Below are 21780 nucleotides of genomic sequence, written 5' to 3' on the forward strand. Positions count from 1 at the left end.
GTGATATCCGCATGTTCGGGCTTACACCGCCAGCACGCTCGCCGCCGCGAGTTGCTCGCGCACCTGCTCGGGGGAGAGCGGCCGGGAGAAGTGGTAGCCCTGCGCGTAGCGGTAGCCCAGCCGGTGCAGCGTTTCCGCCTGCCCGGCCGTCTCCACGCCCTCGGCGATCGCCTGTAGGTGCAGGCCGTTGGTGATCTGGATCATCGCGGTGGCGATGACCGCCTCCTCCGAGCGGCCGCCGATGCCGTCGACGAACGACTTGTCCACCTTGAGGATGTCCGCCGGGCAGGTGCGCAGCAGCCCCAGCGAGGAGTGCCCGGTGCCGAAGTCGTCCAGCGCGATCCGGACGCCCAGCGTCACCAGGTTCTGCAGCGTGTCCAGGGCGATGCCGCCGTCGAACACCGCGGTCTCGGTCACCTCGACCACCAGCTTCTCCGGGTCGAACCCGGTGTCGGCGAGCGCCGCCCGCACGTCCGCGGCGAAGCCGGGCTCGCGGAGCTGGCGGGCCGACACGTTGACGCCGATCTCGCCGGGGGCGCCGCTGCCGAAGGTCTCCTGCCACTCGGCGGCCTGTGCCAGCGCGGTACGCAGGATCCAGTCGCCTAGCGGCACGATCAGGCCGGTGCGCTCGGCGATCGGGATGAACACGTCCGGGCCGATGAAGCCGCGCTCGGGGTGCTTCCAGCGGATCAGGGTCTCCAGCGACGTCCACTCGCCGCCCGGCAGCGCGACGATCGGCTGGTAGACCAGCGAGAAGTCGCCGTTGTCGAGCGCCTGGCGCAGCTCGGCGCCGAGCTGGGCGTCGGCCGCCTGGTCCTGCTCGAGCTGGGCGTCGTAGACGGTGTGCCGGCCCTTGCCGCGCTCCTTGGCGGCGTACATGGCGAGGTCGGCGCGGCGCAGCAGCTCCTGCGGGCTGGCGTCGGGCCACACCTCGGACAGGCCGATGCTGGCGTTGACCAGCAGGTCGTAGCCGAGTGCGTGCACCGGGCGGGTCAGCGACTCGGCGATGCGGTCCAGTACCTCGGTCGCCTCCCCGCTGCGCAGGCCGTGCAGGAGCAGGCCGAACTCGTCGCCGCCGAGGCGGGCGACCACGTCGCCCTCGCGGACGGCCTCGCGCAGCCGCTGCGCGACCACGATCAGCAGGGCGTCGCCGACGGCGTGGCCGAGCCGGTCGTTGATCGCCTTGAAGTCGTCGAGGTCGATCAGCGCCAGGCTGAGCGTCTCGCCCGGGGCGATCGCGGCCAGGGCCTCGCGGGTCTGCTGCTCGAACAGGGTCCGGTTGGCCAGGTCGGTCAGATCGTCGTGGTTGGCGCGGTGGGTGAGCTGTGACTGGTAGCTGTTGAGCTGCACCAGGTTGGCGTCCACCCGGCGCAGCAGCCGGCCGTTCTCCCAGAGTGCGTTGACCTGCCGGAACACCACCAGGGCGGTGAGCAGGACGGCGCCGAGCGCGACGGTGAACACGACGTTGCCGGCGGAGTAACCGATCACGAGCAGCAGCGCGTCGGTGGCGGCGACGGCCACGTACGGCACGAAGCTGAAGGTCCGGCGGCGCCGCGCCCGCGCCGGCGCCCCGGCGGCCCGGCGCTGCCGGTCGGCGGCGAAGACCACGAAGAGCAGGGTGCCGGGGATGAACATCTGCGAGCCGCTCAGGCCCGGGCGCACGGCGAACAGCGGGGGGAACAGCGCGCCGCCGGCGGCACCGACGGCGACGGCGGCCGCCAGCAGCCGCAGCGCGATGCTGTCCACGCCGCCGGATCCGCTGATCGCGACCTTGATGAAGGCGAGCGAGCCGACGAGGCCGAGGGCCATCAGCATGATCATGGGTATGGCGGCCATGCCGTTGGAGTTCCAGGGACCCCGGGCCTGGCTGGCGAGATACCAGACGAAGATGCCGGCGGTGACGCCGACGATGGCCGCGTCCAGGACGAAGCGGACCATGACGCGGTCCCGGCCCTCGCGGTCCTGCATCGGCAGCCGCCGCAGGGCCCAGAGCAGGACCATCATCGCCAGGGCGTAGCAGATCGAGGTCGGCAGGTAGTCCAGCCCGTCCAGCCGGGCCGGGTCCGCCGCGGCCAGGCGGGCGTCGCCGGCGACGCCGAGCACGATCAGGACGCAGACGACGGCCAGGCAGCGCCACATCCGGCGGGTGACCGCGTCCAGGCCGGGCGTCGAGGCCGTCCGCCAGCAGGCCCAGCCCGCGATCGCGGTGCCCGTGATCACGGGCAGCCAGCCCCAGACGTCCGGGATGCGCTGCTCGGTGACGTTGAGTGCCAGCAGCACGATCGACCCGGCGAGTACGGCGACAGCCGCGATCAGCATCGGGGTCGGCCGCAGCCGCTCCACCCGCCGTTCGTCGCCCGTCCTCATATTCGCGTGGTCCCTTCGCCGAGGTGTCCTGCCTGTCTCGCAGGGTCAATCGGTCGGGGCGCGGCCGGATTGAGCGGAACGCGGGGCGGCAGGCGTCACTCCGCGACTCCGGAGCGTGAAACTCGCCCGAAAAGTTGCCGAGCACGTGCATGTGCACGTGCATTCGGGCCGCTCGGCGTCCGCGTGGCGCCGCATCGAAGGTTCTAATGTCGGCTGCCGCGGCGCCGATGGGTTTCCTGTGAAGTTGACAGAGCCGGCGCGGTACAGGGTGGGCACGACGCCGCCCGGACGACGCTGGCTCATGCTGCTCGCACTCCCGTTGCTGATCTCCGGCTGCAGCATGTTCACCGCCTCCAAGGGCGGAACGGGTGCGGTGGGCGACGACACCGGCGTCACCGCCGGCGACCAGTGGCTGGTCGTCGCGCAGGGCAGCGCGACGCCGTCGCCGACGCCGAGCAGCGGCGTCCGGCCCCTCCCCACGGCGACCAGCGGCTTCCTTCCGCTGCCGCCGGCGACGCCCAAGCCGGCCCCGACCGCCACCTGTGCCCGGGACACCCCGCACTTCGACAAGATCAACGCCCTGGAGGTCGTGCCCGGCACCACCTCCGCGAAGGTGCGCTGGTACAACGTCGGCGGTTACAACCTCGTCGAGTACCGGGTCACGGCGATCAACCAGGATCTGGGCGTCGGCAGGCAGAAGGAGGTGGGCACGGTGGTGGTCAAGCCGGGCAACCCGTGCGGCTACCTGACCGCGACACTGCCGAAGCTGCTACGCAAGACCAGTTACGTCTTCTCGGTGGACGCGGTCGTGGTCCGGCGCAGCGGCGACGGCACCCACGCCGCCACGATCTTCCGCTCGTCCGTGGTCGACACCAAGTAGTCCGCCGGCGGGGCGGTAGCCCTGCGCCCGGGCCCGGCCCAGGTCGAGGACCATCCCGTCGGTCAGTTGGTCGACGGCGTAGCGGGTCAGCGCCGGTGACACCACGGCCGCGGCCCGCGCGAGACCGGCCGGGACGTGCCGCACCGGAACCCCCAGCACCCGCGCGAAGACCTCGTCGCGGGAGTACGGCCGATCGTCCGCGATGTTGTACGCCCCGCCCGGCCAGCCGAGCGCGGCCAGGCAGGCCGCCGCCAGGTTCTCCACCGCCGTCAGGCTCATCGCCACGTCCGGCCCCGGCAGCCAGGCCCGGCCGCCGCGCACCACCCGGCGCAGCCGCGGCAGCAGGTGCCGGTCGCCGTCGCCGTACACCGCCCTCGGCCGCAGAGCCACCGCACCCGCCGCCAGCGCGAGCCGCTCCCCGGCCGCCTTCGTCCGCCCGTACGGGCCGCGCTGGCCGTCGGCCGGGTGGTCCTCCCGCACGGGCCCGGGGTACGGGCCGGGGCGGTAGACGCTCGCGCTGCTCACCCAGACGACCGGCAGCCCGGCCGCGGCGTCGAGCAGCCGGGCGGCGCCGTCGACGTTCACCGCGCGGAACTCCCGCTCCACCCGGCGCCCGGGCCGGGGGTCACCGACGGCCGCGGCCAGGTGCACGACCGCGTCGGCCCCGTCCAGGCCGGGCGCCGGCCCGGCGGCGTCCCAGGGGACGTGCCGGCCGACCGGCCCGGGGCGCCGGCCCAGGCAGAGCACCTCATGCCCGCGGGCGGCGGCGAGCCGGGCGACGGCCGTGCCGCAGAAGCCGGACGCGCCGGTGACGACGAGCCTCACGCGGGTGCCGCCCGCACCGTGAGGGTGCGCCAGCCCGGCAGCGCGGCGTTGCGGTCCACGCGGGCCCGGACCACCACGGGGCGCAGCGGGGCCAGGGCCAGCAGGAGGTCCGCGAGCTGGGCGCGGGCCAGCCGGGCGCCGGGGCAGGCGTGCCGCCCGGCGCCGAAGACCAGGTGCGCGATCTGCGGCGCCACCGGTGCCGCGGGGTCGGGGTCGAGGCGGTGTGCGCCGACGGCGTGCCGCGCGACCAGCAGCATCCGGTCACCGGAGCGCACCGGACAGCCGCCGGACCCGCCGGGCAGCACTCCCGGCGCCGCGGCGACCCGGGGCAGCAGCGGACTGGGCGCCGTCACCCGGAACAACTCGTCCACCAGCGCCGGGCTCCGCGCGTACCCCCAGAGGTCGGCGTCGGCGGCCCAGGCCGCGCAGCGCGGCAGGGCCGCGACCGTCGTGGTGATCGCGGCAACGGCCAGCATCGTCGCCAGGCCCGCGTCCGGCCCGGCGCCCGGTGCGACAAGCGCCGACAGCCGGTCGGCCGCCGCCCGGGCCCGCCGCCCGGCGCCGGGCCGGGCGAGCCCGGGAAGGTGCGCGCCCGCCGCGGCCGCGGCCGCCGCCCGGGCCGCCGCCGCCAGCTCCGGGCCGTCGACCGCGATGCCGAGCAGCGCGGCCGTCGTCGTCCCGGCCAGCTCCGCGGCGAGCGGCACCAGGTCGACGGTGTCCCCGTCGGCCAGCGGCTTGAGGCCGCGGTCCAGGATCTCCGTCCAGACCGGACGCAGCCGCGTGACGGCGGCGGCGCCGAGCGAGTCCGCTGCGCCGCGCCGGGCCCGCCGGTGCGCGTCACCGTGCTGGTCGAAGAGCAGGCCGTCGCCGGCCAGCCGGTTCGCGGCGCCGCCGGTCGTGCCCTCGGCGGTGCGGTCCAGCGGGATCCGCGTGAGCGCGGCGGTGAACGCCGCCCGGTCGTGCACCAGCACGGTGCCGCCGAGCCGCCGCGCCGGCCACCGCCGGGTGGCCGCGAGCACGGCGAACAGGACCGGATGGCTACCCAGGTAGACGCGGCGGTCGCGCGAGCGGGCCCTCATCGGACGTGCACCGCGTCGTTCGCCGGGCGGTAGCGGCGGTCCCAGTGCCACAGCAGGGTCCGGCGTGGTCCCCACGCGCGCAGCCTGCGCAGGCTCGACTCGACCACGAGGTGCTCGGCGCGGACGATCCGGTCGCTGTGCCGCCGCGCCCGGTTCAGCAGGGTCACATCCTCCGAGCCGTCGCCGAGGGCCTCGCGCGGGGTACCGCCGCAGCGCTCGTAGAGCTCCGCGGTCATCGCCAGGTTGTGGCCGTGCACCAGCACGAACGGGCAACGGAAGCCGGGGGAGCGGTGACGCAGGCGGCCGTAGCGGGCGGCGAGCCGGACCACGGCCGGGTAGAGCCGCCGCTCCGCGAGGCTGGGATGCTCGTCGCGGCGGGGGACGCTGCGGCCGCAGGCGAGGTCCGCGTCGTCGAGCAGCGACCGGCCCGTCGCCACCCAGTCGGCGGCGGGCAGGCAGTCGGCGTCGGTGCGCAGCAGCCGGGTCGCGCCGCCCGCGATCGCGTGCCGGAAGCCGGTGTCCGCCGCCGTGCCCGCGCCCGGTTCGGGCTCCCGGACCACCTCCACCTCGCCCGGGAACGCGGCGGCCAGCGCGGCGGTGTCGTCCGTGGACCCGTTGTCCACGACGACCAGCGTGAAGTCCCGGTCGGACTGCGCGGCCAGCGCGGCCAGCGCCCCCGGCAGCAGGACCGCCTCGTTGTATGCGGGCACGACCACCGCGAGATCCCTCATGCCGCCCCCTCGGCCGGCGCGCCGGCCGCCAGCCGGGACGTGGCCGCCCGGTCGGGCTTGCGGGACCGGCCGGAGAGCGGGATCTCGGCCAGGACCACCGTGTCCGGTCGCGCCGAGCCCATCCGCCGCAGTGGCTCGCGCAGCGCGGCCCGGACCGCCTCCGGCGCGGCGCCCGCGGCCGGCTGCACCACGGCCACGACCCGCTCGTCGCCGTCGCCGGCCGGCACACCCACGATCACGGCAAGCTCGACGCCCGCCACGTGCAGGGCGGGTTCGTACAGGCCGGGATAGATGTTCTCGGCGTCGCGCAGGATCATGTCCTTGCACCGGCCGCCGAGCACCACGGTCGAGCCGGTGACCCGGCCCATGTCGCCGGTGGTCACCCAGTCCATCGGCTCCTCACCGAGGTAGCGATCCGCCGCGTTCGGCCCGGCCAGCAGCAGCTGGCCGGCCTCGTCGACCCGGGCCCGCAGGCCCGGCAGCAGCTCGCCGACCAGGTCACCCTCGCCCGCGAAGGCGTTCTTCGCGGCGCTCTCCACGGCCGCGGCCGGGAAGACCTCGGTGAGGGCGTACACGCACCAGACCTGCTCGGCGCCGGCGCGCCGGACCGCCGCCAGCAGGCCCGCGCTCACCGGGGCGGATCCGCTGTAGACCCGGCCGGTGAACGGCGCCGACACCGCGAGGGCCGCGCGCAGCTCCGGCGGCGTCAGGTATGTCGCCTGCGGCGCCAGGCGGGCCAGCTGCCGGGCCAGGACGCCCGGCCGGCGCGCGGGCAGGGCCACCGGCGCGCCGCCCGCCAGCGACGGCACCAGCACGAAGAAGGTGCCACCCAGCACGGCCCGGCCGGGCAACGGCCGGACCAGTTCGCCGACCGCGCGCATGCCGGCGGCCACGCTCGCCCGGGTGTGCACGACCGCCCGGGGCCGGCTGGTGGTGCCGGAGGTGAAGACCACGACCGCGTCGCCGTCACCGTCGTGACCCCGCGGCCGCGGGCCGGGCGCCGGGGCGAGCACCGGGGCGGTGCCGGGCAGCCGCCGTCCGATCGTCACCGTCGGTGCCAGCGCCGCGAGCTCGGGCAGGGCGAGGTGGGCGCGGCGGGCCAGCGGGGCGGCCCAGCCGGCGACCGCCTGCGCGGCCGCGTCGGCCAGCACCAGCCGCGGCTGCGCCAGGCCGAGCCGGGCCAGCAGCACGTCCGGCCCGGCGGCCGGATCCAGCACCGCGACGCGCAGACCCAGGTGGTACGCGGCCAGCAGGACCGCCAGCGAGCGCGGCCCCGGGCGTACGGCGATGCCGACGGTCTCCCCGGCCGTCAGGCCACGGGCGTGCAGTGCGGCCGCGTAGCCGCCGGTGAGCCGGGACAGGTCGCCGCGGGTCGCCCGGACCACGGTCCGGCCGGTGCGCCGGGTGCCCAGGACCGCGGGCCGGTCGTCGTCGTCGCGCAGGCCGGCGATGAGCTCGTCGAGCATCAGCGGGGATCCGCCGTCAGCGCGCCGCTGCCGCGGTCGAGATACCACTTCGCGGTGCCGACGACCCCGTACGCGGTGAGCCGCCGGGTGGAGTTCTCGACCACCATCGCGCGGCTGTGCCGGATCGCGGAGGTGCTGCGGCGTACCCGGTTGAGGAAGGCCCGGTCCGTCGGCGACGGCCGTCGCGGCATCCCGCCGCAGGCCAGGTAGAGGTCGGCGGTGATCGCCATGTTGTTGCCCGCGTGCATCCGGTACGGCGCCCGGTAGCCGTCGGCGCGATGCGCCGGGCGCAGCCGGCCGAAGGCCGCCGCGAGCGCGACCAGCACGCGGAAGAACGCCCGGCCCAGGGGGCCGTGCTCGTCGCGGCGGGCGGTGATCCGTCCGCACATCAGCCCGGCGCCGCCGGCCAGCCCGGCCCGCGCGGCCGCCAGCCAGCCGGGCCGGGGCAGGCAGTCCGCGTCGGTGCGGGCCAGCATCGTCGCACCCGCCCCGATCGCGTGCCGGAACCCGGTGTCGACCGCGCACCCGACGCCCTTCTCCGGCTCGACCAGCACGTGCACGGGGAACGGCGCGACGAAGGCGCGGGCGATGTCGGCCGTGCCGTCCGTTGAGCCGTTGTCCACCACCAGCAGCTCGAACGCGCCGTCGGTCTGGGCGGCGAGCGCGTCGAGCGTCTGCCCGATCCGCGCCGCCTCGTTGTACGCCGGGACGATCACCCACAGCTCGGTCACGACACCTCCCAGACCATGGTCATCAGGCTGACCCCGCCGCCGAGGCCGAGCAGCAGCACCCGGTCGCCGGGCCGCAGCATCGGACGGACCCGGGCGAGTTGCACGCCGAGCGTCGCGCTGGCCATGTTGCCCAGCTCCGGGACGGTCACCTCGAGCTTGTCGACCGGCACCCCGGCCACCTCCACGAACCGCTGCAGGTAGGGCATGGTGACCTGGTGCACCAGCACCCGGGCGTAGTCGTCCCAGGTCAGGCCGGTGCGATGGTGCACGCGCTCGACCAGGCCCATCCCGATCTTCTCGAAGACGCCGCGCAGCCGGTGCCCGTCGCCGGTGAAGTAGGTGTGCTCGTCGCCGCGCGGATGCCGCGATCCGCCGCCGAAGATGCCGCCGGCCTGCCAGTGCTGCGAATGGGTCTCGGCGTCCACGTCCAGGATCCCGCCGGTCGCCACGGGCTCGACCAGCACGGCCGCGCCCGCGTCGCCGAACGTGTAGCCGGCGAAGGCCCGGCGGGCCTGTGCCATGCCGTCCAGCCGCGGCCGCATCGAGCGGGTCGGCGTCTCGCCGGTCACCACCAGCGCCCGGCGCGCCCGGCCGGCCATGATCATCGAGCGGGCCAGGTCGATCCCGTTGAGGAAGCTGTTGCAGGCGTTCGTCACGTCGAGCGCGTGCGCCCGGCCGCCCAGCGCCGCCTGCACGACGTGCGCGGTGGCCGGCTCGATCATGTCCCGCGTCGCCGAGGCGAACAGCAGCAGGTCGATGTCGAGCGCGTCCAGGCCGGCCTGCTCCAGCACCAGCCGGCCGGCGCCGATGGCCAGATCGGAGGCGTACTCGTCGTCGGCGGCGACCCGGCGCGTCCGGATCCCGGTGGTCTGCGCGAACATCCCGGCCGGCAGCGGCAGGCCACTCGCGACGGTCACGCGCCGCTGCAGGTCGGCGGTCGTCACCTGCCGTTCCGGCAGGCAGCAGGCCACCTGGGTGATACCCACGCGGGGAGCGATCATTGTCATGGGCGTCAGCCTCCGTCAATGCCGGTTCCGCGGCGTGAGTAGAACGGCTCATTCTTTCCAGGTACGGCGCTCAGGCACAGGGCCGCGGCACGTGGCTGGCGCCACAGGCCGCCGCCCGTCGCGGTCTCTAAGCTCCAGGCATGGAACCCATCGTCGACACGGTCGTGCTCGTGGCGATCGCCGTGCTCGGCGCCGCGCTGGCCCGGCGGCTCGGCTTCATCGCGCCCCTGGTCCTGCTGGTGGCGGGCCTCGGGCTCTCCTTCATGCCGGGGTTGCCGCACGTCGAGATCGAGCCCGAACTGGTGCTGATCGGCATCCTGCCGCCGCTGCTCTACGTCGCCGCCCTGCAGACCAGCGTCATCGCCTTCCGCCGTGCACTGCGGCCGATCCTGCTGCTCGCGGTCGGGCTCGTGGTGGTCACCGCGTTCGCCGTCGGCCTGGTCGTGCACGCGCTGCTGCCCGCGGTGCCGCTGGCGGCCTGCGTCGCGCTCGGCGCGGTGGTGGCGCCGCCCGACGCGGTGTCGGCGACCGCGATCGCCCGCCGGATCGGCCTGCCCCGCCGGGTGGTCACCATCCTGGAGGGCGAGAGCCTGCTCAACGACGCGTCCGCGTTGGTGTTGCTCCGGATCTCCATCGGCGCGCTGACCGGCACGGCCGTCGGCTTCCTGGACATCACCCGCGAGGTGGCCCTCAAGGCCGGCGGCGGCGTGCTGCTCGGCTTCGCCTTCGCGCTCGGCGCCGCCTGGCTGCACAAGAAGATCGTCGACCCGCTGCTGGACGACGCCGTATCGCTGCTCACCCCGTTCGTCGTGGTGATCGTCGCCGAGCGGATGCACACCTCCAGCGTGGTGGCCGTCGTCGTGGCCGGGCTCTACCTCGGGCACCGGATTCCGTACCTGCTGTCGGCGACCTCGCGGCTACAGATGGACGCGGTCTGGCGGCTGGTCATCTTCCTGCTCGAGGGCGTCGTCTTCCTCCTGGTGGGCCTGCAACTCCGCGAGCTGATCAGCAGCATCGAGCTGAACATGGCGACCACGATCCGGATCACCCTCGCGGTCTTCGTGACGCTCGTCGTGGTCCGGTTCGCCTACCTGTACCTGGCCACCTACCTGGCCCGGCTCGTACCGCGGATCCGGTCCCGGGAGGAACGGCCGCCGATCGCGGTGCCGACGGTCATCGCCTGGGCCGGCATGCGCGGCGTGGTCACCCTGGCCGCGGCGCTGACGTTGCAGCCCGGGCAGGGCTACCCGCGCGAGTTGTTCGTCTTCGTCGCCTTCGCGATCATCGTGCTCACCCTGCTGATCCATGGCACCACCCTGCCGTGGCTGGCCCGCCGCCTCGGCGTCGTGCAGGACACCACCGCCGAGGACGCCCTGGCCGAGGCCGGCGTGCAGCACGCGGCCAGCCGGGCGGCGCTGGAACGGCTCGAGGAGAAGGCCGGCGGCGCGCCGAGTTCGGTGGTCGAGCGGCTGCGGGCGCTGACCGACAGCCGGGCCAACGTCGCCTGGGAGCGGCTGGGCAATCAGGACCAGGAGACCCCGTCGGCCGCGTACGGTCGGCTGCGGCGGGAGATGATTTCCGCGGAGCGCCACGTCTTCAAGGTCGCCCGCAACGAGGGGCGCATCTCCGAAGAGGTGCTCAACCGCGCCCAGCGCGAGCTCGACCTCGAAGAGTCCCAGCTGAACCGGAGTGACGATTGACCTGCCAGCATCTGAAGGAAGCCGGTGAGCCGGAACCGCGGGCGCCGTACGAGGGCGGTTGCCCGGAGTGCGTCGCCGACGGCCACCACGACTGGGTCCACCTGCGCGTCTGCCTCGACTGTGGGTACGTGGCGTGCTGCGACTCCTCGCCGCGGCGGCACATGTCCCGGCACTACGCGGCCGACGGACACCCGGCGATGCGCTCCTACGAGCCGGGCGAGACCTGGAGGTGGTGCTTCGTGGACGAGGTGCTCGGATGAGGACGCTGTTCGTCGGCGCCGGGGCGACCGGCGGCTACTTCGGCGGCCGGCTGGCCGAGATCGGCAAGGATGTCACGTTCCTGGTCCGGCCGGGCCGGGCGGCGGTGCTCGCCGAGCGCGGCCTGCGGATCCACTCGCCGCGCGGCGAGAGCGTCGTCAAGGCGCGCACGGTGACCGCGGGCGCGCTCGACGGCACGTACGACCTGATCGTGGTCGCGGTGAAGGGCTACGGCCTGGACGCCGCGATCGCCGACCTGAGGCCGGCGGTCGGCCCGGGCACGGTGATCGTGCCCCTGCTCAACGGGATGCGGCACATCGACGCCCTGGTGGCGGCGTTCGGCGCCGAGCACGTGTACGGCGGCGTCTGCATGATCGCGGGCACGCTCACCGACGAGGGCGACGTCGTGCAGCTGACCGGCCTGCACCGGCTCGCGTACGGGCCGCTGGACGGCGGCGCGGACCCGCGGCTGGCGGCGGTGGGCGAGGCGCTGTCGGGCGCGGACTTCGCCTCCGAGCCGACGAACCTGATCGTCACGCAGATGTGGGAGAAGTGGCTCTTCCTGGCCGGCCTGGGTGCGGCGACGACGCTCATGCGCGGCACGGTCGGCGACATCACGGCGGCGCCCGGCGGGCCGGCCTTCGCCGACCGCGTGGTGGACGAGGCGATCGCCATCGGGACGGCGGCCGGCCATCCGCCCCGCGCCGCGGCGGCGGAGTTCCTGCGTTCCGGCCTGACGGCCCGCGACGTGCCGACGACCTCGTCGCTGTACCGGGACATGCAGGCGGGACGGCCGGTGGAGGCGGACGAGATCGTCGGCGACCTGGTGGCTCACGCGCAGCGACTGGGGGTTGACGCCCCGCTGTTCTCGGCGGCGTACACGAACCTGTCGATCTACGCCCGCGGCCGGGCGGCCTGAACCCGCCCGGCGCGCGGCCCGGTCGCACCTATGCTCGACAATGGTCGCGGCGGTGACGACGCTCACGGCGGAAGCGGGAAGTATCGGCGGGTATCCGGACAGTCGCGGGGACGTCGCCGGTGCCGTCGGTGAGAATTACCGCTGACGCGGCCGCGCAGGACCGAGCGTCGCCACGGCCGCGGCAGGCTACGAAGCGCCCGCGGCGAGGCCCTCGCGACCGCCGGGCACCGACAGGCGAGGGCGGGAGCAGCACATGCAGGTGTGGCCGGGTCACCGGTATCCACTGGGCGCGACGTACGACGGCACGGGCACCAACTTCGCGATCTTCTCCGAGGTCGCCGAGGCGGTCGAGCTGTGCCTCTTCGATCCGTCGGGCAACGAGCGGAAGGTACAGCTGCACGAGCAGGACGCCTTCGTGTGGCACGCCTATCTGCCGGGCGTGGAGCCGGGGCAGCGGTACGGCTACCGGGTGTACGGGCCGTACGACCCATCGCGGGGGCTGCGGTGCAATCCGCACAAACTGCTCCTTGATCCGTACGCCCGGGCCGTCGACGACGACATCGCCTGGCACCCGTCGCTCTACGCCTACGACTTCGACAATCCCGACGAGATGTCGGATCTCGACTCGGCGCCGCACATGGCGAAGGGCGTCGTCGTCAACCCGTACTTCGACTGGGGCAACGACCGGCGGCCGGACATCCCGTACCACCACTCGGTGATCTACGAGACCCATGTCAAGGGGCTCACCGAGCGGCACCCCGACGTGCCCGACGACCTGCGCGGCACGTACGCGGCGATCGGCCACCCGGCGATCATCGAGCACTTCAAGAAGCTCGGCGTGACCGCGGTCGAGCTGATGCCGGTGCACCAGTTCGTGCACGACAACCGCCTCGCCGACCTGGGCCTGCGCAACTACTGGGGCTACAACACGATCGGCTTCTTCGCGCCGTACCACGGGTACTCGGCGATGGGCTCGCTCGGCCAGCAGACCCAGGAATTCCGGGGTATGGTCCGGGCGCTGCACGCGGCGGGCATGGAGGTGATCCTCGACGTCGTCTACAACCACACGGCGGAGGGCAACCACCTCGGCCCGACGATGAGCCTGAAGGGCATCGACAACCGGACCTACTACCGGTTGGTCGACGATCAGCCCAACTTCTACATGGACTACACCGGTACGGGTAACAGCCTCAACGTGCGCAGTCCGCAGAGCCTCCAGCTGATCATGGATTCGCTGCGCTACTGGGTGACCGAGATGCACGTCGACGGCTTCCGCTTCGACCTGGCGTCGACGCTGGCCCGCGAGTTCTACGACGTCGACCGGCTCTCCACCTTCTTCGAGGTGGTCCAGCAGGACCCGGTGGTCGGGCAGGTCAAGCTCATCGCCGAGCCCTGGGACGTCGGGCCCGGCGGCTACCAGGTCGGCAACTTCCCGCCGAACTGGACCGAGTGGAACGGCAAGTACCGCGACACGGTCCGCGACTTCTGGCGCGGCGAGCCCGCCACCCTCGCGGAGTTCGCCAGCCGCATCACCGGCTCTGCCGACCTGTACCAGGACGACGGCCGCAAGCCCTTCCACTCGATCAACTTCGTGACGGCGCACGACGGCTTCACCCTCAACGACCTGGTCTCGTACAACGACAAGCACAACGAGGCCAACGGGGAGGAGAACCGGGACGGCGACAGCCACAACCGGTCCTGGAACTGCGGCGCCGAGGGCCCGACGGACGACAAGCGGATCCGGCGGCTGCGGGCGAAGCAGCGGCGCAACTTCCTCGCCACGCTGATGCTCAGCCAGGGCGTGCCGATGATCTCGCACGGCGACGAGCTGGGCCGCACCCAGCAGGGCAACAACAACGCGTACTGCCAGGACAACGAGCTCAGCTGGATCGACTGGGACAACGCCGACGAGACGCTGCTCGAGTTCACCTGCAAGCTGACCGCGTTCCGGCACCGCCACCAGGCGTTCCAGCGCCGCCGGTTCTTCACCGGGCTGCCGGTCACCGCGCGCGGCGGCGGCGACCCGCTGCCCGACCTGGAGTGGTTCACCCCGGACGGGCGCCAGATGGCCGGCGACGACTGGGGCAACGACTTCGGCCGGGCCGTGGCGCTGTTCGTCAACGGCGAGGGCATCCGCGAGCGCGGCCAGTACGGCCAGCGCCACGTCGACAGCTCGTTCCTGCTCTTCTTCAACGCACACGACGCACCGATCGAGTTCTCCACGCCGCCCGCCGAGTACGGCGAGAAGTGGGAGAAGGTCATCGAGACGGCCGAGCCCTCGCCGGACCGCCCGTCGATCGTGGAGTCGGGTACCTCCATCCTCGTGCCGGACCGCTCGCTCGTCGTTTTGGACAGGATGGTCTAAATTGCCCCCTTCTGCCACCTATCGCGTCCAGGTCCACCCCGGTTTCCCCCTCACGGCCACGGCCGAACTCGTCGACTACCTGGCCGATCTCGGCGTCAGTCACCTCTACACCGCGCCGCTGCTCGCCGCGGTGCCCGGCTCCGAGCACGGCTACGACGTGGTCGACCACGGCCGGGTCAGCCCCGCCATCGGCGGCGAGCCGGGCCGGCTGGCCCTCAAGGCGGCCCTGGACGCCGCCGGGCTGGGCCTGGTGATCGACATCGTGCCCAACCACGCCGGCGTCGCGGTGCCCGCCGCGAACCCGACGTGGTGGGACGTGCTCAAGAAGGGGCAGTCCTCCGAGTTCGCGAAGTTCTACGACATCGACTGGTCCCGGGGCCGGCTGCTGCTGCCGGTGCTGGCCGACGACCCGGACGCCCTCGAGAAGCTGACCATCGAGGACTCCGAGGACGGGCGGGAGCTGCGCTACTTCGACCGGCGCTACCCGATCGCCGACGGCACCGGCGAGGGCACGCCGCGGGAGGTGCACGACCGGCAGCACTACGAGCTGGTCGACTGGACCCGCGGCGACGCGGAGCTGGGCTACCGCCGGTTCTTCGCGATCGTCGACCTGGCCGGGCTGCGGGTCGAGGACCCGGAGGTCTTCGAGGCCACCCACCGCGAGATCCTGCGCTGGTACGCCGAGGGCGGCGTGCAGGGCATCCGGGTCGACCACCCGGACGGCCTGCGCGACCCGGGCGTCTACCTGCACCGGCTGCACGAGGCCGCGCCGGACGCGTGGATCGTGGTCGAGAAGATCCTCGAGCCGGGCGAGAAGCTGCCGAGGTGGCCGGTCGCGGGCACCACCGGCTACGACGCGCTCTCCGAGATCTGCGGCGTCTTCATCGACCCGGGCACCGAGGCGTTCTTCGACACCCTCGACCATCACCTGATCGGGGGCGAGACCAGCTGGCAGGACCTGGTCCACCGGACCAAGCTGCACGTCGCCACCGTCCAGCTCGCCGCCGAGCTGGCCCGGATGTGCCGGCTCGTGCCCGACGTCGAGGCCGCGCCGCGGGCGCTCGCCGAGCTCGCCGCCTGCTTCCCCGTCTACCGCTCCTACCTGCCGTTCGGCACCCGGCATCTGGCCGAGGCCCGGTCCGAGGCCGGCCGCCGCCAGCCCGCCCTCATCGGCGTCCTCGACCAGCTCACCGCCCGGCTGCGGCACGCGGACGACGAGCTGGCCGTGCGGTTCCAGCAGTACACCGGCGCGGTGATGGCCAAGGGCGTCGAGGACACCGCGTTCTACCGGTGGACCCGGTTCACCGCCCGCAACGAGGTCGGCAACGACCCGTCGAGGTTCGCCGTGCGCCCGGACGAGTTCCACGGCCACGCCGGGGAGCGGCAGCACTGGTGGCCGGCGGGCATGACCACGCTCTCCACCCACGACACCAAGCGCAGCGAGGACGTCCGGGCCCGGCTCGCCGTCCTCTCCGAACTGCCCGGCGACTGGACCGAGGTGGTGCGCCGCTGGGTGCGCGCGGCCCCGCTGCCCGACCCGGCCCTGGCACACCTGATCTGGCAGGCCGCCGTCGGCGCCTGGCCGATCGAGCGGGACCGGCTGCGGGCGTACGCGCTCAAGGCCGCGCGCGAGAGCGGTGCCGTCACCACCTGGCAGCGTCCGGACGAGAAGTTCGAGACCGCGCTGCGGGAGATGGTCGACCGGATCTACGACGACCCGGCCCTGCACCGCGAGGTCGCCGACTTCGCGGCCTCGATCACGGCGCCCGGCTGGTCCAACTCGCTCGGCCAGAAGCTGGTCCAGCTCACCATGCCGGGCGTGCCGGACACCTATCAGGGCACCGAGCTCTGGGACTTCTCCCTGGTCGACCCGGACAACCGGCGGCCGGTCGACTTCGGCCTGCGCCGCGAACTGCTCGGCCGCATCGACGACGGCTGGCAGCCGCCGGTCGACGGTACCGGCGCCGCGAAGCTGCTGGTCACCAGCCGGACGCTGCGCCTGCGCCGGCAGCGGCCCGAGCTGTTCGGCGGCTACCGGCCGGCCCCGGCCGACGGCCGGGTCCGCGACCACGTGCTGGCCTTCGACCGCGGCGGGGTGGTGGCGGTGGCGACCCGCCTGCCGGTCGGATTGTCACGCCACGGCGGGTGGCACGACACGTCGCTGTCACTCGACGGCCACACCTGGACGGAAGTCTTCACCAATACCAGCTACGGCGGCAGCCGCCTGGCGGTGGCCGAGCTCCTGCACACGTACCCCGTCGCGCTACTGGTGCGAGAGCAGTGACGCGCTTCGAGGTGTGGGCACCGGAGAAGGCCGTCCGGCTGCACATCGACGGGACGGACCGGGAGATGGAGCGAGGCGACGACGGCTGGTGGCGCGCCGACGTCCCGGAGGCGGGACACGGCACGGACTACGCCTATCTGCTGTCGGATCACGACGGTCCGCTGCCCGACCCGCGCTCCGCGTGGCAGCCCGGTGGCGTCCACGGGCCCAGCCGGGTCTACGACCATTCGGCCTTCGGCTGGACGGACGGCGCCTGGACCGGCCGCCGGCTGCCGGGCTCCGTCCTCTACGAGCTGCACGTGGGCACCTTCACCGCGGAGGGCACCTTCGACGCCGCCGTCGAGCGCCTGGACCACCTCGTCGAGCTCGGCGTCGACCTCGTCGAGCTGCTGCCCGTCGGCTCGTTCAACGGCGAGTACAACTGGGGATACGACGGGGTCTGCTGGTTCGCGCCGCACGAGGCCTACGGCGGCCCGGACGGCCTGAAGCGCTTCGTCGACGCCGCTCACGGCAAGGGCCTCGGCGTCGTGCTCGACGTCGTCTACAACCACTTCGGGCCGAGCGGCGCGTACGCACCGATGTTCGCGCCGTACCTGAGCGCCGCCGGCGCCAACCCGTGGGGCGACTCGGTCAACCTCGACGGCCCGCTGTCGGACGAGGTCCGCCGCTACATCATCGACAGCGCCCTCGGCTGGCTGCGCGACTACCACGTCGACGGCCTGCGGCTCGACGCCGTGCACGCGCTTGTCGACCACGGCGCGGTCAACCTCCTCGAGGAGCTGGCGCTGGAGGTGGAAGGCCTCTCCACCCACCTCAACCGCCCGCTGTCGCTGATCGCCGAGTCGGACCTCAACGACCCGAGGCTGATCACCCCGCGCGAGGCCGGCGGCTACGGCCTGCCGGCCCAGTGGGACGACGACGTGCACCACGCCCTGCACGCGCTGCTCACCGGCGAGCGGCAGGGCTACTACGGCGACTTCGGCTCGCTCGAGTGCCTGGAGACGGTGCTGACCGGCGCGTTCTTCCACGCCGGCACCTGGTCGAGCTTCCGCCGGCGCCGGCACGGCCGCCCGGTCGACCGCGCCCGGACGCCGGGGCACCGCTTCGTCGCGTACCTGCAGAACCACGACCAGATCGGCAACCGCGCGACCGGCGACCGGCTCTCGGCGACCCTGTCGCCGGGCCTGCTCAAGGTCGGCGCGACGCTGCTGTTCACCTCGCCGTTCACGCCGATGCTGTTCATGGGCGAGGAGTGGGCGGCCGGCAGCCCCTGGCAGTTCTTCACCAGCCACCCCGAGCCCGAGCTGGCCGCGGCGGTCAGGAACGGCCGGCGGCGCGAGTTCGCCGCACACGGCTGGGCCGAGGCCGAGGTGCCCGACCCGCAGGACCCGGCGACGTATCTGCGCTCGAAGCTGGACTGGTCCGAGCGCGAGAAGCCCGGTCACGCCGAGCTCCTCGACCTGCACAAGAGGCTCATCGCGCTGCGCCGGGACCGGGCCGACCTGTCGGACCCGCGGCTGGACCGGGTCGAGCTCTGGTACGGCGACCGGCACCTGGTGATGCGCCGGGGCGACTGCGCCGTGGCGGCGAACCTCGCCGGGGTGCCGCAGACGGTCAGCCTGCGGGCGGCGCCGCGCAGCGTGCTGCTCGCGACCGGGCCGGGCGTGGTGCTGCAGCGCGACCGGGTCGACCTGCCGCCGGAGACGGCCGTCGTGGTCGCCTTCCGCTAGCACGCGTACGTCACCATGGTCACCATGTGGGGACGAACGAAGCGCCGCAAGCGCAAGGGCCGGTGGCACGACGGCTGCGACTGCGATGTCTGCGATCTCCCATGCTGCGACTTCGGCCTGCTCAGCACGATGCTGCTGGCGTTCTCCCGCCTGGGCGCCCGCGGTCGGCGCACCGACGCCGCCGTGACCGCCGCCATCCGCGGCTACCGCAGGGTCTCTCCCCGGCTGCCGACCCGCTGCCGCTACACGCCGACGTGCAGCGCCTACGGTCTCGAGGCCGTACAGCGCCACGGCACCCGCAAGGGGCTGCGGCTCACGGCCGGCCGGCTGCGGCGCTGCCGGCCGGGTGTCGCGTTCGGGACCGCGGACCCCGTTCCGTGACATTGGTCGGTCATCATTGCCGCTCCGCTACAGGTACGGGAGGGCGTTGCCGACGATGGACGAGGAAAGCGGCGAGGCCCGGTTTCGCAAGGCAGTGATCCACCGGCGGGTGCCGGTACAGCGCCGGCCCCGGTCGGCGCGTGCCCAGCGCACGATGGAGGGTTTGCGCCGCACCTTCACCCAGCCCGAGCAGGTCGTGCGCACCTGGGGCGGCTCGCTGGCGCCGTGGCGCCTGGTGGCGGTCGGCGTGGTGATGATCCTGGCGCTCACGTTCTTCTGGGTGCGGCTGTTCCACGTCGGGCCGCCCTCGGTCGAGGACCTGCGCCGGGCGGCCGGGGTCGACGAGTGGAAGACGCTGCCGATCGGCGTGAAGGACGACCAGCCCGGCATCGCCGAGCGCGACCCCGAGGACGGCAGCTGGCGGGGCTTCGACATCGACATCGCCTACATGATCGCCGAGGACCTCGGGTTCCGCCGCGACGAGGTGCGGTTCTACGGCATCGAGAGCGAGGACCGGGCCCGGATGGAGGCGACCGACCTCGGCGGCAACCCGGTGCCGGTCAAGATGGTGATCGCCAGCTACAGCATCACCAAGGAGCGCGAGGACATGCCCAACGTCATGTTCTCGCAGTCGTACCTGCACACCGAGCAATCGGTGATCACGCTCAAGGGCCACGGGAAGGTGGCCAGCCTGGAGGAGTTCAAGGACAAGACAGCCTGCACGCTGTCCAGTTCCACCAGCGCGGTGACGGCCCGGGACTCCGGTGCCAAGTTGACCCGCCGCAACCGTGTCTCGGAGTGCTTCGAGCTGCTCGACAGCGGCGCGGTGAACGCGATCACGACGGACGCGGCGATTCTCGGTGGTTACAAGGCCCGTTACCCAGACAAGTACGACCACTGGGACCTCGGGCTGGACAAGACCGAGGCCTGGGGTGTGAGCGTCGGTGCCAACGCCGCCTTGCGTGATCTGGTGAACCTCACCCTCTACCGGTCCTTCGAGGATCCGAAGGATGCACGCTGGGAGCAGGCCTATGCGGGGAACATTCTGCCCGAGACCGGGAAGAACGTGACGGTCGACCGCGTGCGCGTGCCGCTGGCCCGCCCGCAGCAGCCCGACACCACCCGCCCGGCGGTGCGCGAGCTGCCCTGGGAAGAGGTCGCGCCGTGACCGTGACGCCGTTGCCCCGGCCGCCGCGCCGGGTCCGCCGCGCCCAGCTCAACTGGCTGCTCACCATCCTGCCGGCGTTCCCGCTGGTGCTGCTCGTGCTGCGGCTCTGGTATCTGAGCCGCCAGGACCTGCCGACGATGCTGCTGCTGGTGCAGTACATCAGCCCGCTCGGCATGCTCAGCGCATTGATCATCACGTTGATCTGGACGGTTCCGGCGGTGGTGCTGGTGCTGCGCGCCCTCGGCGGCCTGCTGCTGGTCAGCACGCCGGACCAGGAGGACACGGCCCGGCGCTCGCTGCTGGCGCTGACCGCCCTGCGGATGCCGGACTGGGTGGTGGCGGTCGCGGTGGTGCTGGCCGGCTTCACCTGGCAGCTGCGCCTGCTGCCCGCGCTGATCATGCTGGCCGCCGTCATCGTCGCGCTGACCGCGGTGCAGCGCTATCCGGGCGAGACCCGGATGCTGGCCGTGGTGACGCTGGTGGTGCCGATCGCGCTCGGCGTGGTGGTGCTGATCTGGGTCTGGCCCGGCATCCGGACCGCGCTGGCCGCGGGCGACGTCGGCACCGCCGTGATGCTGTTCGTGCCGCCGCTGCTCGGCTGGCTGCTCACCGGACCGCTGCCGCCGCGCGCCGCCCGGCTCGCGACGCACTGGCCCGCCGTCGCGGCGATGATCACCGCCCCGTTCGTGATCGGTGTCGTCTTCCTGCGCGCGCCGGTGCTGCCCAACAGCGCGGTCGAGGTCGCCGACGACGAGCGGGCGCCGATCCGGGTGATCCGCGGTCAGCTGATCACCGTCGACGACACCGCCACCACGATCCTGCAGCGCGGCGGCGAGGTGGTGTTCATCCCCAACGATCAGGTGCGGTCCAAGACCCTGTGCCCCGAGCCGGTCCGGACCCAGAAGAGCCGGATCACCGTACGCGGATGGGCGATCGACGAGTCCGCGCTCGAGTGGGTCGCGCCGACCCGGCGGGCCACCGAGGTGGACCCGCGCTGCCTCGGCCGGCCCCGGTAGCCCCGGCCGGGTCGCGGATTTGCGCAGGTACAGCCCGGTTGTCGCGACGCGCCGCGGACCACATGCAGACAGGCTGGACGTGACCTGGCAGGCTGCACGCCATGACCTTGCACCTGCGGTGGGCTGCCATCACCGATAAAGGCCACGTCCGGAGCAACAACCAGGACGCTTACTACGCCGGTGACCGGCTACTCGTCGTCGCCGACGGCATGGGCGGCATGGCCGCCGGTGACGTCGCGAGCCGCATCGCCGTCGAGGCGATGACCTCGCTCGACGTGGCGATCGACAACGAGAGCCAGATGGATGCGCTGCACAAGGCGCTCGAGGTGGCGAACGGCCGGATCGCCGAGACCGTCGCCGCCGACGCCGCCCTGCAGGGCATGGGCACCACGCTCACCGCCGTGATCTTCTCCGGTGACCGCGCCGCGCTGGCCCACGTCGGCGACTCCCGCGCCTACCTGCTGCGCGACGGCCGGCTGAACCAGCTCACCAAGGACGACACGTACGTTCAGATGCTCGTGGACCAGGGCCTGATCCGGCCCGAGGAGGCGGGCAGCCACCCCCGTCGCGCGGTGGTCACCCAGGCGCTGCAGGGCGAGCCGGTCAGCCCGTCCTACGTCATCGTCGAGCCGGAGGCGGGCGACCGCTGGCTGCTGTGCAGCGACGGCCTCACCACCGTGGTCTCGGCCGACCGGATCGAGGCCGAGCTGCTCGCCTGTGACGCTCCGCAGAGCTGCGCCGAGCGCCTGCTCGACCTCGCACTACAGGGTGGCGGCCCGGACAACATCACGGTGATTGTCGCCGATCTGACAGCCATCGACTGACCCGACGGGGGCGTCGCGGTCGCGCGCGGCTGCGGACTTTCCGCAGGGG

General features: G+C 73.3%; 18 protein-coding genes. 11 read left to right on the forward strand and 7 right to left on the reverse strand.

All coding sequences use genetic code 11. The features are described 5' to 3' along the window. Positions 1–21: 21 nt before the first annotated feature. The gene (locus tag AB0B58_RS32380) at positions 22–2367 is read right to left on the reverse strand and encodes a bifunctional diguanylate cyclase/phosphodiesterase (RefSeq protein ID WP_360231389.1); all 2346 of its coding nucleotides are present in this window, start codon (positions 2365–2367) and stop codon (positions 22–24) included. A gap of 301 nt (positions 2368–2668) precedes the next feature. On the opposite strand from AB0B58_RS32380, the gene AB0B58_RS32385 reads away from it, so the two are divergent. Continuing rightward, the gene (locus tag AB0B58_RS32385; protein WP_360231392.1) at positions 2669–3247 is read left to right on the forward strand and encodes a hypothetical protein; all 579 of its coding nucleotides are present in this window, start codon (positions 2669–2671) and stop codon (positions 3245–3247) included. On the opposite strand, the gene AB0B58_RS32390 is transcribed toward AB0B58_RS32385, so the two are convergent. The 6 genes from AB0B58_RS32390 to AB0B58_RS32415 are packed head-to-tail and all read right to left on the reverse strand — an operon-like array spanning position 3137 to position 9065. Beyond that, entirely contained in the window at positions 3137–4072 is a 936-nt protein-coding gene (locus tag AB0B58_RS32390; RefSeq protein ID WP_360231395.1) for an NAD(P)-dependent oxidoreductase, read from the reverse strand. The genes AB0B58_RS32385 and AB0B58_RS32390 overlap by 111 nt on opposite strands. Next, on the reverse strand, positions 4069–5151 hold the full coding sequence (locus AB0B58_RS32395) for a cytochrome P450 (RefSeq protein WP_360231398.1): 1083 nt from the start codon (positions 5149–5151) through the stop codon (positions 4069–4071). The genes AB0B58_RS32390 and AB0B58_RS32395 overlap by 4 nt, the downstream gene beginning before the upstream one ends. Then, positions 5148–5882, reverse strand: coding sequence for a glycosyltransferase (locus tag AB0B58_RS32400; RefSeq protein WP_360231401.1), 735 nt, complete (start codon positions 5880–5882; stop codon positions 5148–5150). The genes AB0B58_RS32395 and AB0B58_RS32400 overlap by 4 nt, the downstream gene beginning before the upstream one ends. Continuing rightward, positions 5879–7348 carry a class I adenylate-forming enzyme family protein gene (locus tag AB0B58_RS32405; protein ID WP_360231404.1) on the reverse strand — a complete coding sequence of 490 codons (1470 nt, stop codon included), beginning with the start codon at positions 7346–7348 and terminating at the stop codon, positions 5879–5881. Before AB0B58_RS32405 ends, AB0B58_RS32400 begins: the two co-directional genes overlap by 4 nt. After that, positions 7348–8079, reverse strand: coding sequence for a glycosyltransferase (locus tag AB0B58_RS32410; RefSeq protein ID WP_360231407.1), 732 nt, complete (start codon positions 8077–8079; stop codon positions 7348–7350). The genes AB0B58_RS32405 and AB0B58_RS32410 overlap by 1 nt, the downstream gene beginning before the upstream one ends. Beyond that, positions 8076–9065, reverse strand: a complete 990-nt coding sequence (locus tag AB0B58_RS32415; protein WP_360231410.1) for a 3-oxoacyl-[acyl-carrier-protein] synthase III C-terminal domain-containing protein — start codon at positions 9063–9065, stop codon at positions 8076–8078. Before AB0B58_RS32415 ends, AB0B58_RS32410 begins: the two co-directional genes overlap by 4 nt. A gap of 161 nt (positions 9066–9226) precedes the next feature. On the opposite strand from AB0B58_RS32415, the gene AB0B58_RS32420 reads away from it, so the two are divergent. The 10 genes from AB0B58_RS32420 (at position 9227) to AB0B58_RS32465 (ending at position 21731) form a co-directional block, all read left to right on the forward strand. Beyond that, positions 9227–10786: a Na+/H+ antiporter gene (locus tag AB0B58_RS32420; RefSeq protein WP_360231413.1), complete on the forward strand. Its 1560-nt coding sequence runs from the start codon at positions 9227–9229 to the stop codon at positions 10784–10786. Then, entirely contained in the window at positions 10783–11046 is a 264-nt protein-coding gene (locus tag AB0B58_RS32425; RefSeq protein WP_360231416.1) for a UBP-type zinc finger domain-containing protein, read from the forward strand. Before AB0B58_RS32420 ends, AB0B58_RS32425 begins: the two co-directional genes overlap by 4 nt. Continuing rightward, complete coding sequence (locus AB0B58_RS32430) at positions 11043–11963, forward strand: ketopantoate reductase family protein (RefSeq protein ID WP_360231419.1); 921 nt, start codon at positions 11043–11045, stop codon at positions 11961–11963. The genes AB0B58_RS32425 and AB0B58_RS32430 overlap by 4 nt, the downstream gene beginning before the upstream one ends. Positions 11964–12216: 253 nt before the next feature. Beyond that, the gene (gene glgX, locus AB0B58_RS32435; protein WP_360231422.1) at positions 12217–14328 is read left to right on the forward strand and encodes a glycogen debranching protein GlgX; all 2112 of its coding nucleotides are present in this window, start codon (positions 12217–12219) and stop codon (positions 14326–14328) included. A gap of 1 nt (position 14329) precedes the next feature. Then, a complete protein-coding gene (gene treY / locus AB0B58_RS32440) occupies positions 14330–16612 on the forward strand; it encodes a malto-oligosyltrehalose synthase (RefSeq protein ID WP_360231425.1) in 2283 nt (760 codons plus the stop codon). Beyond that, positions 16609–18342, forward strand: coding sequence for a malto-oligosyltrehalose trehalohydrolase (gene treZ / locus AB0B58_RS32445; RefSeq protein ID WP_360231428.1), 1734 nt, complete (start codon positions 16609–16611; stop codon positions 18340–18342). Before treY ends, treZ begins: the two co-directional genes overlap by 4 nt. Before the next feature lie 129 nt (positions 18343–18471). Beyond that, positions 18472–18723, forward strand: a complete 252-nt coding sequence (gene yidD / locus AB0B58_RS32450) for a membrane protein insertion efficiency factor YidD (protein ID WP_360231458.1) — start codon at positions 18472–18474, stop codon at positions 18721–18723. Between the two features lie 55 nt (positions 18724–18778). Further along, positions 18779–19891: a transporter substrate-binding domain-containing protein gene (locus AB0B58_RS32455; RefSeq protein ID WP_360231431.1), complete on the forward strand. Its 1113-nt coding sequence runs from the start codon at positions 18779–18781 to the stop codon at positions 19889–19891. Further along, entirely contained in the window at positions 19888–20907 is a 1020-nt protein-coding gene (locus tag AB0B58_RS32460) for a hypothetical protein (RefSeq protein ID WP_360231434.1), read from the forward strand. Before AB0B58_RS32455 ends, AB0B58_RS32460 begins: the two co-directional genes overlap by 4 nt. Before the next feature lie 101 nt (positions 20908–21008). Then, positions 21009–21731, forward strand: coding sequence for a PP2C family serine/threonine-protein phosphatase (locus AB0B58_RS32465; protein ID WP_360231437.1), 723 nt, complete (start codon positions 21009–21011; stop codon positions 21729–21731). The last annotated feature ends 49 nt before the right edge of the window (positions 21732–21780 follow it).

Source organism: Actinoplanes sp. NPDC049118 (assembly GCF_040648555.1).
In the GTDB taxonomy this organism is placed as follows: Bacteria; Actinomycetota; Actinomycetes; order Mycobacteriales; family Micromonosporaceae; genus Actinoplanes.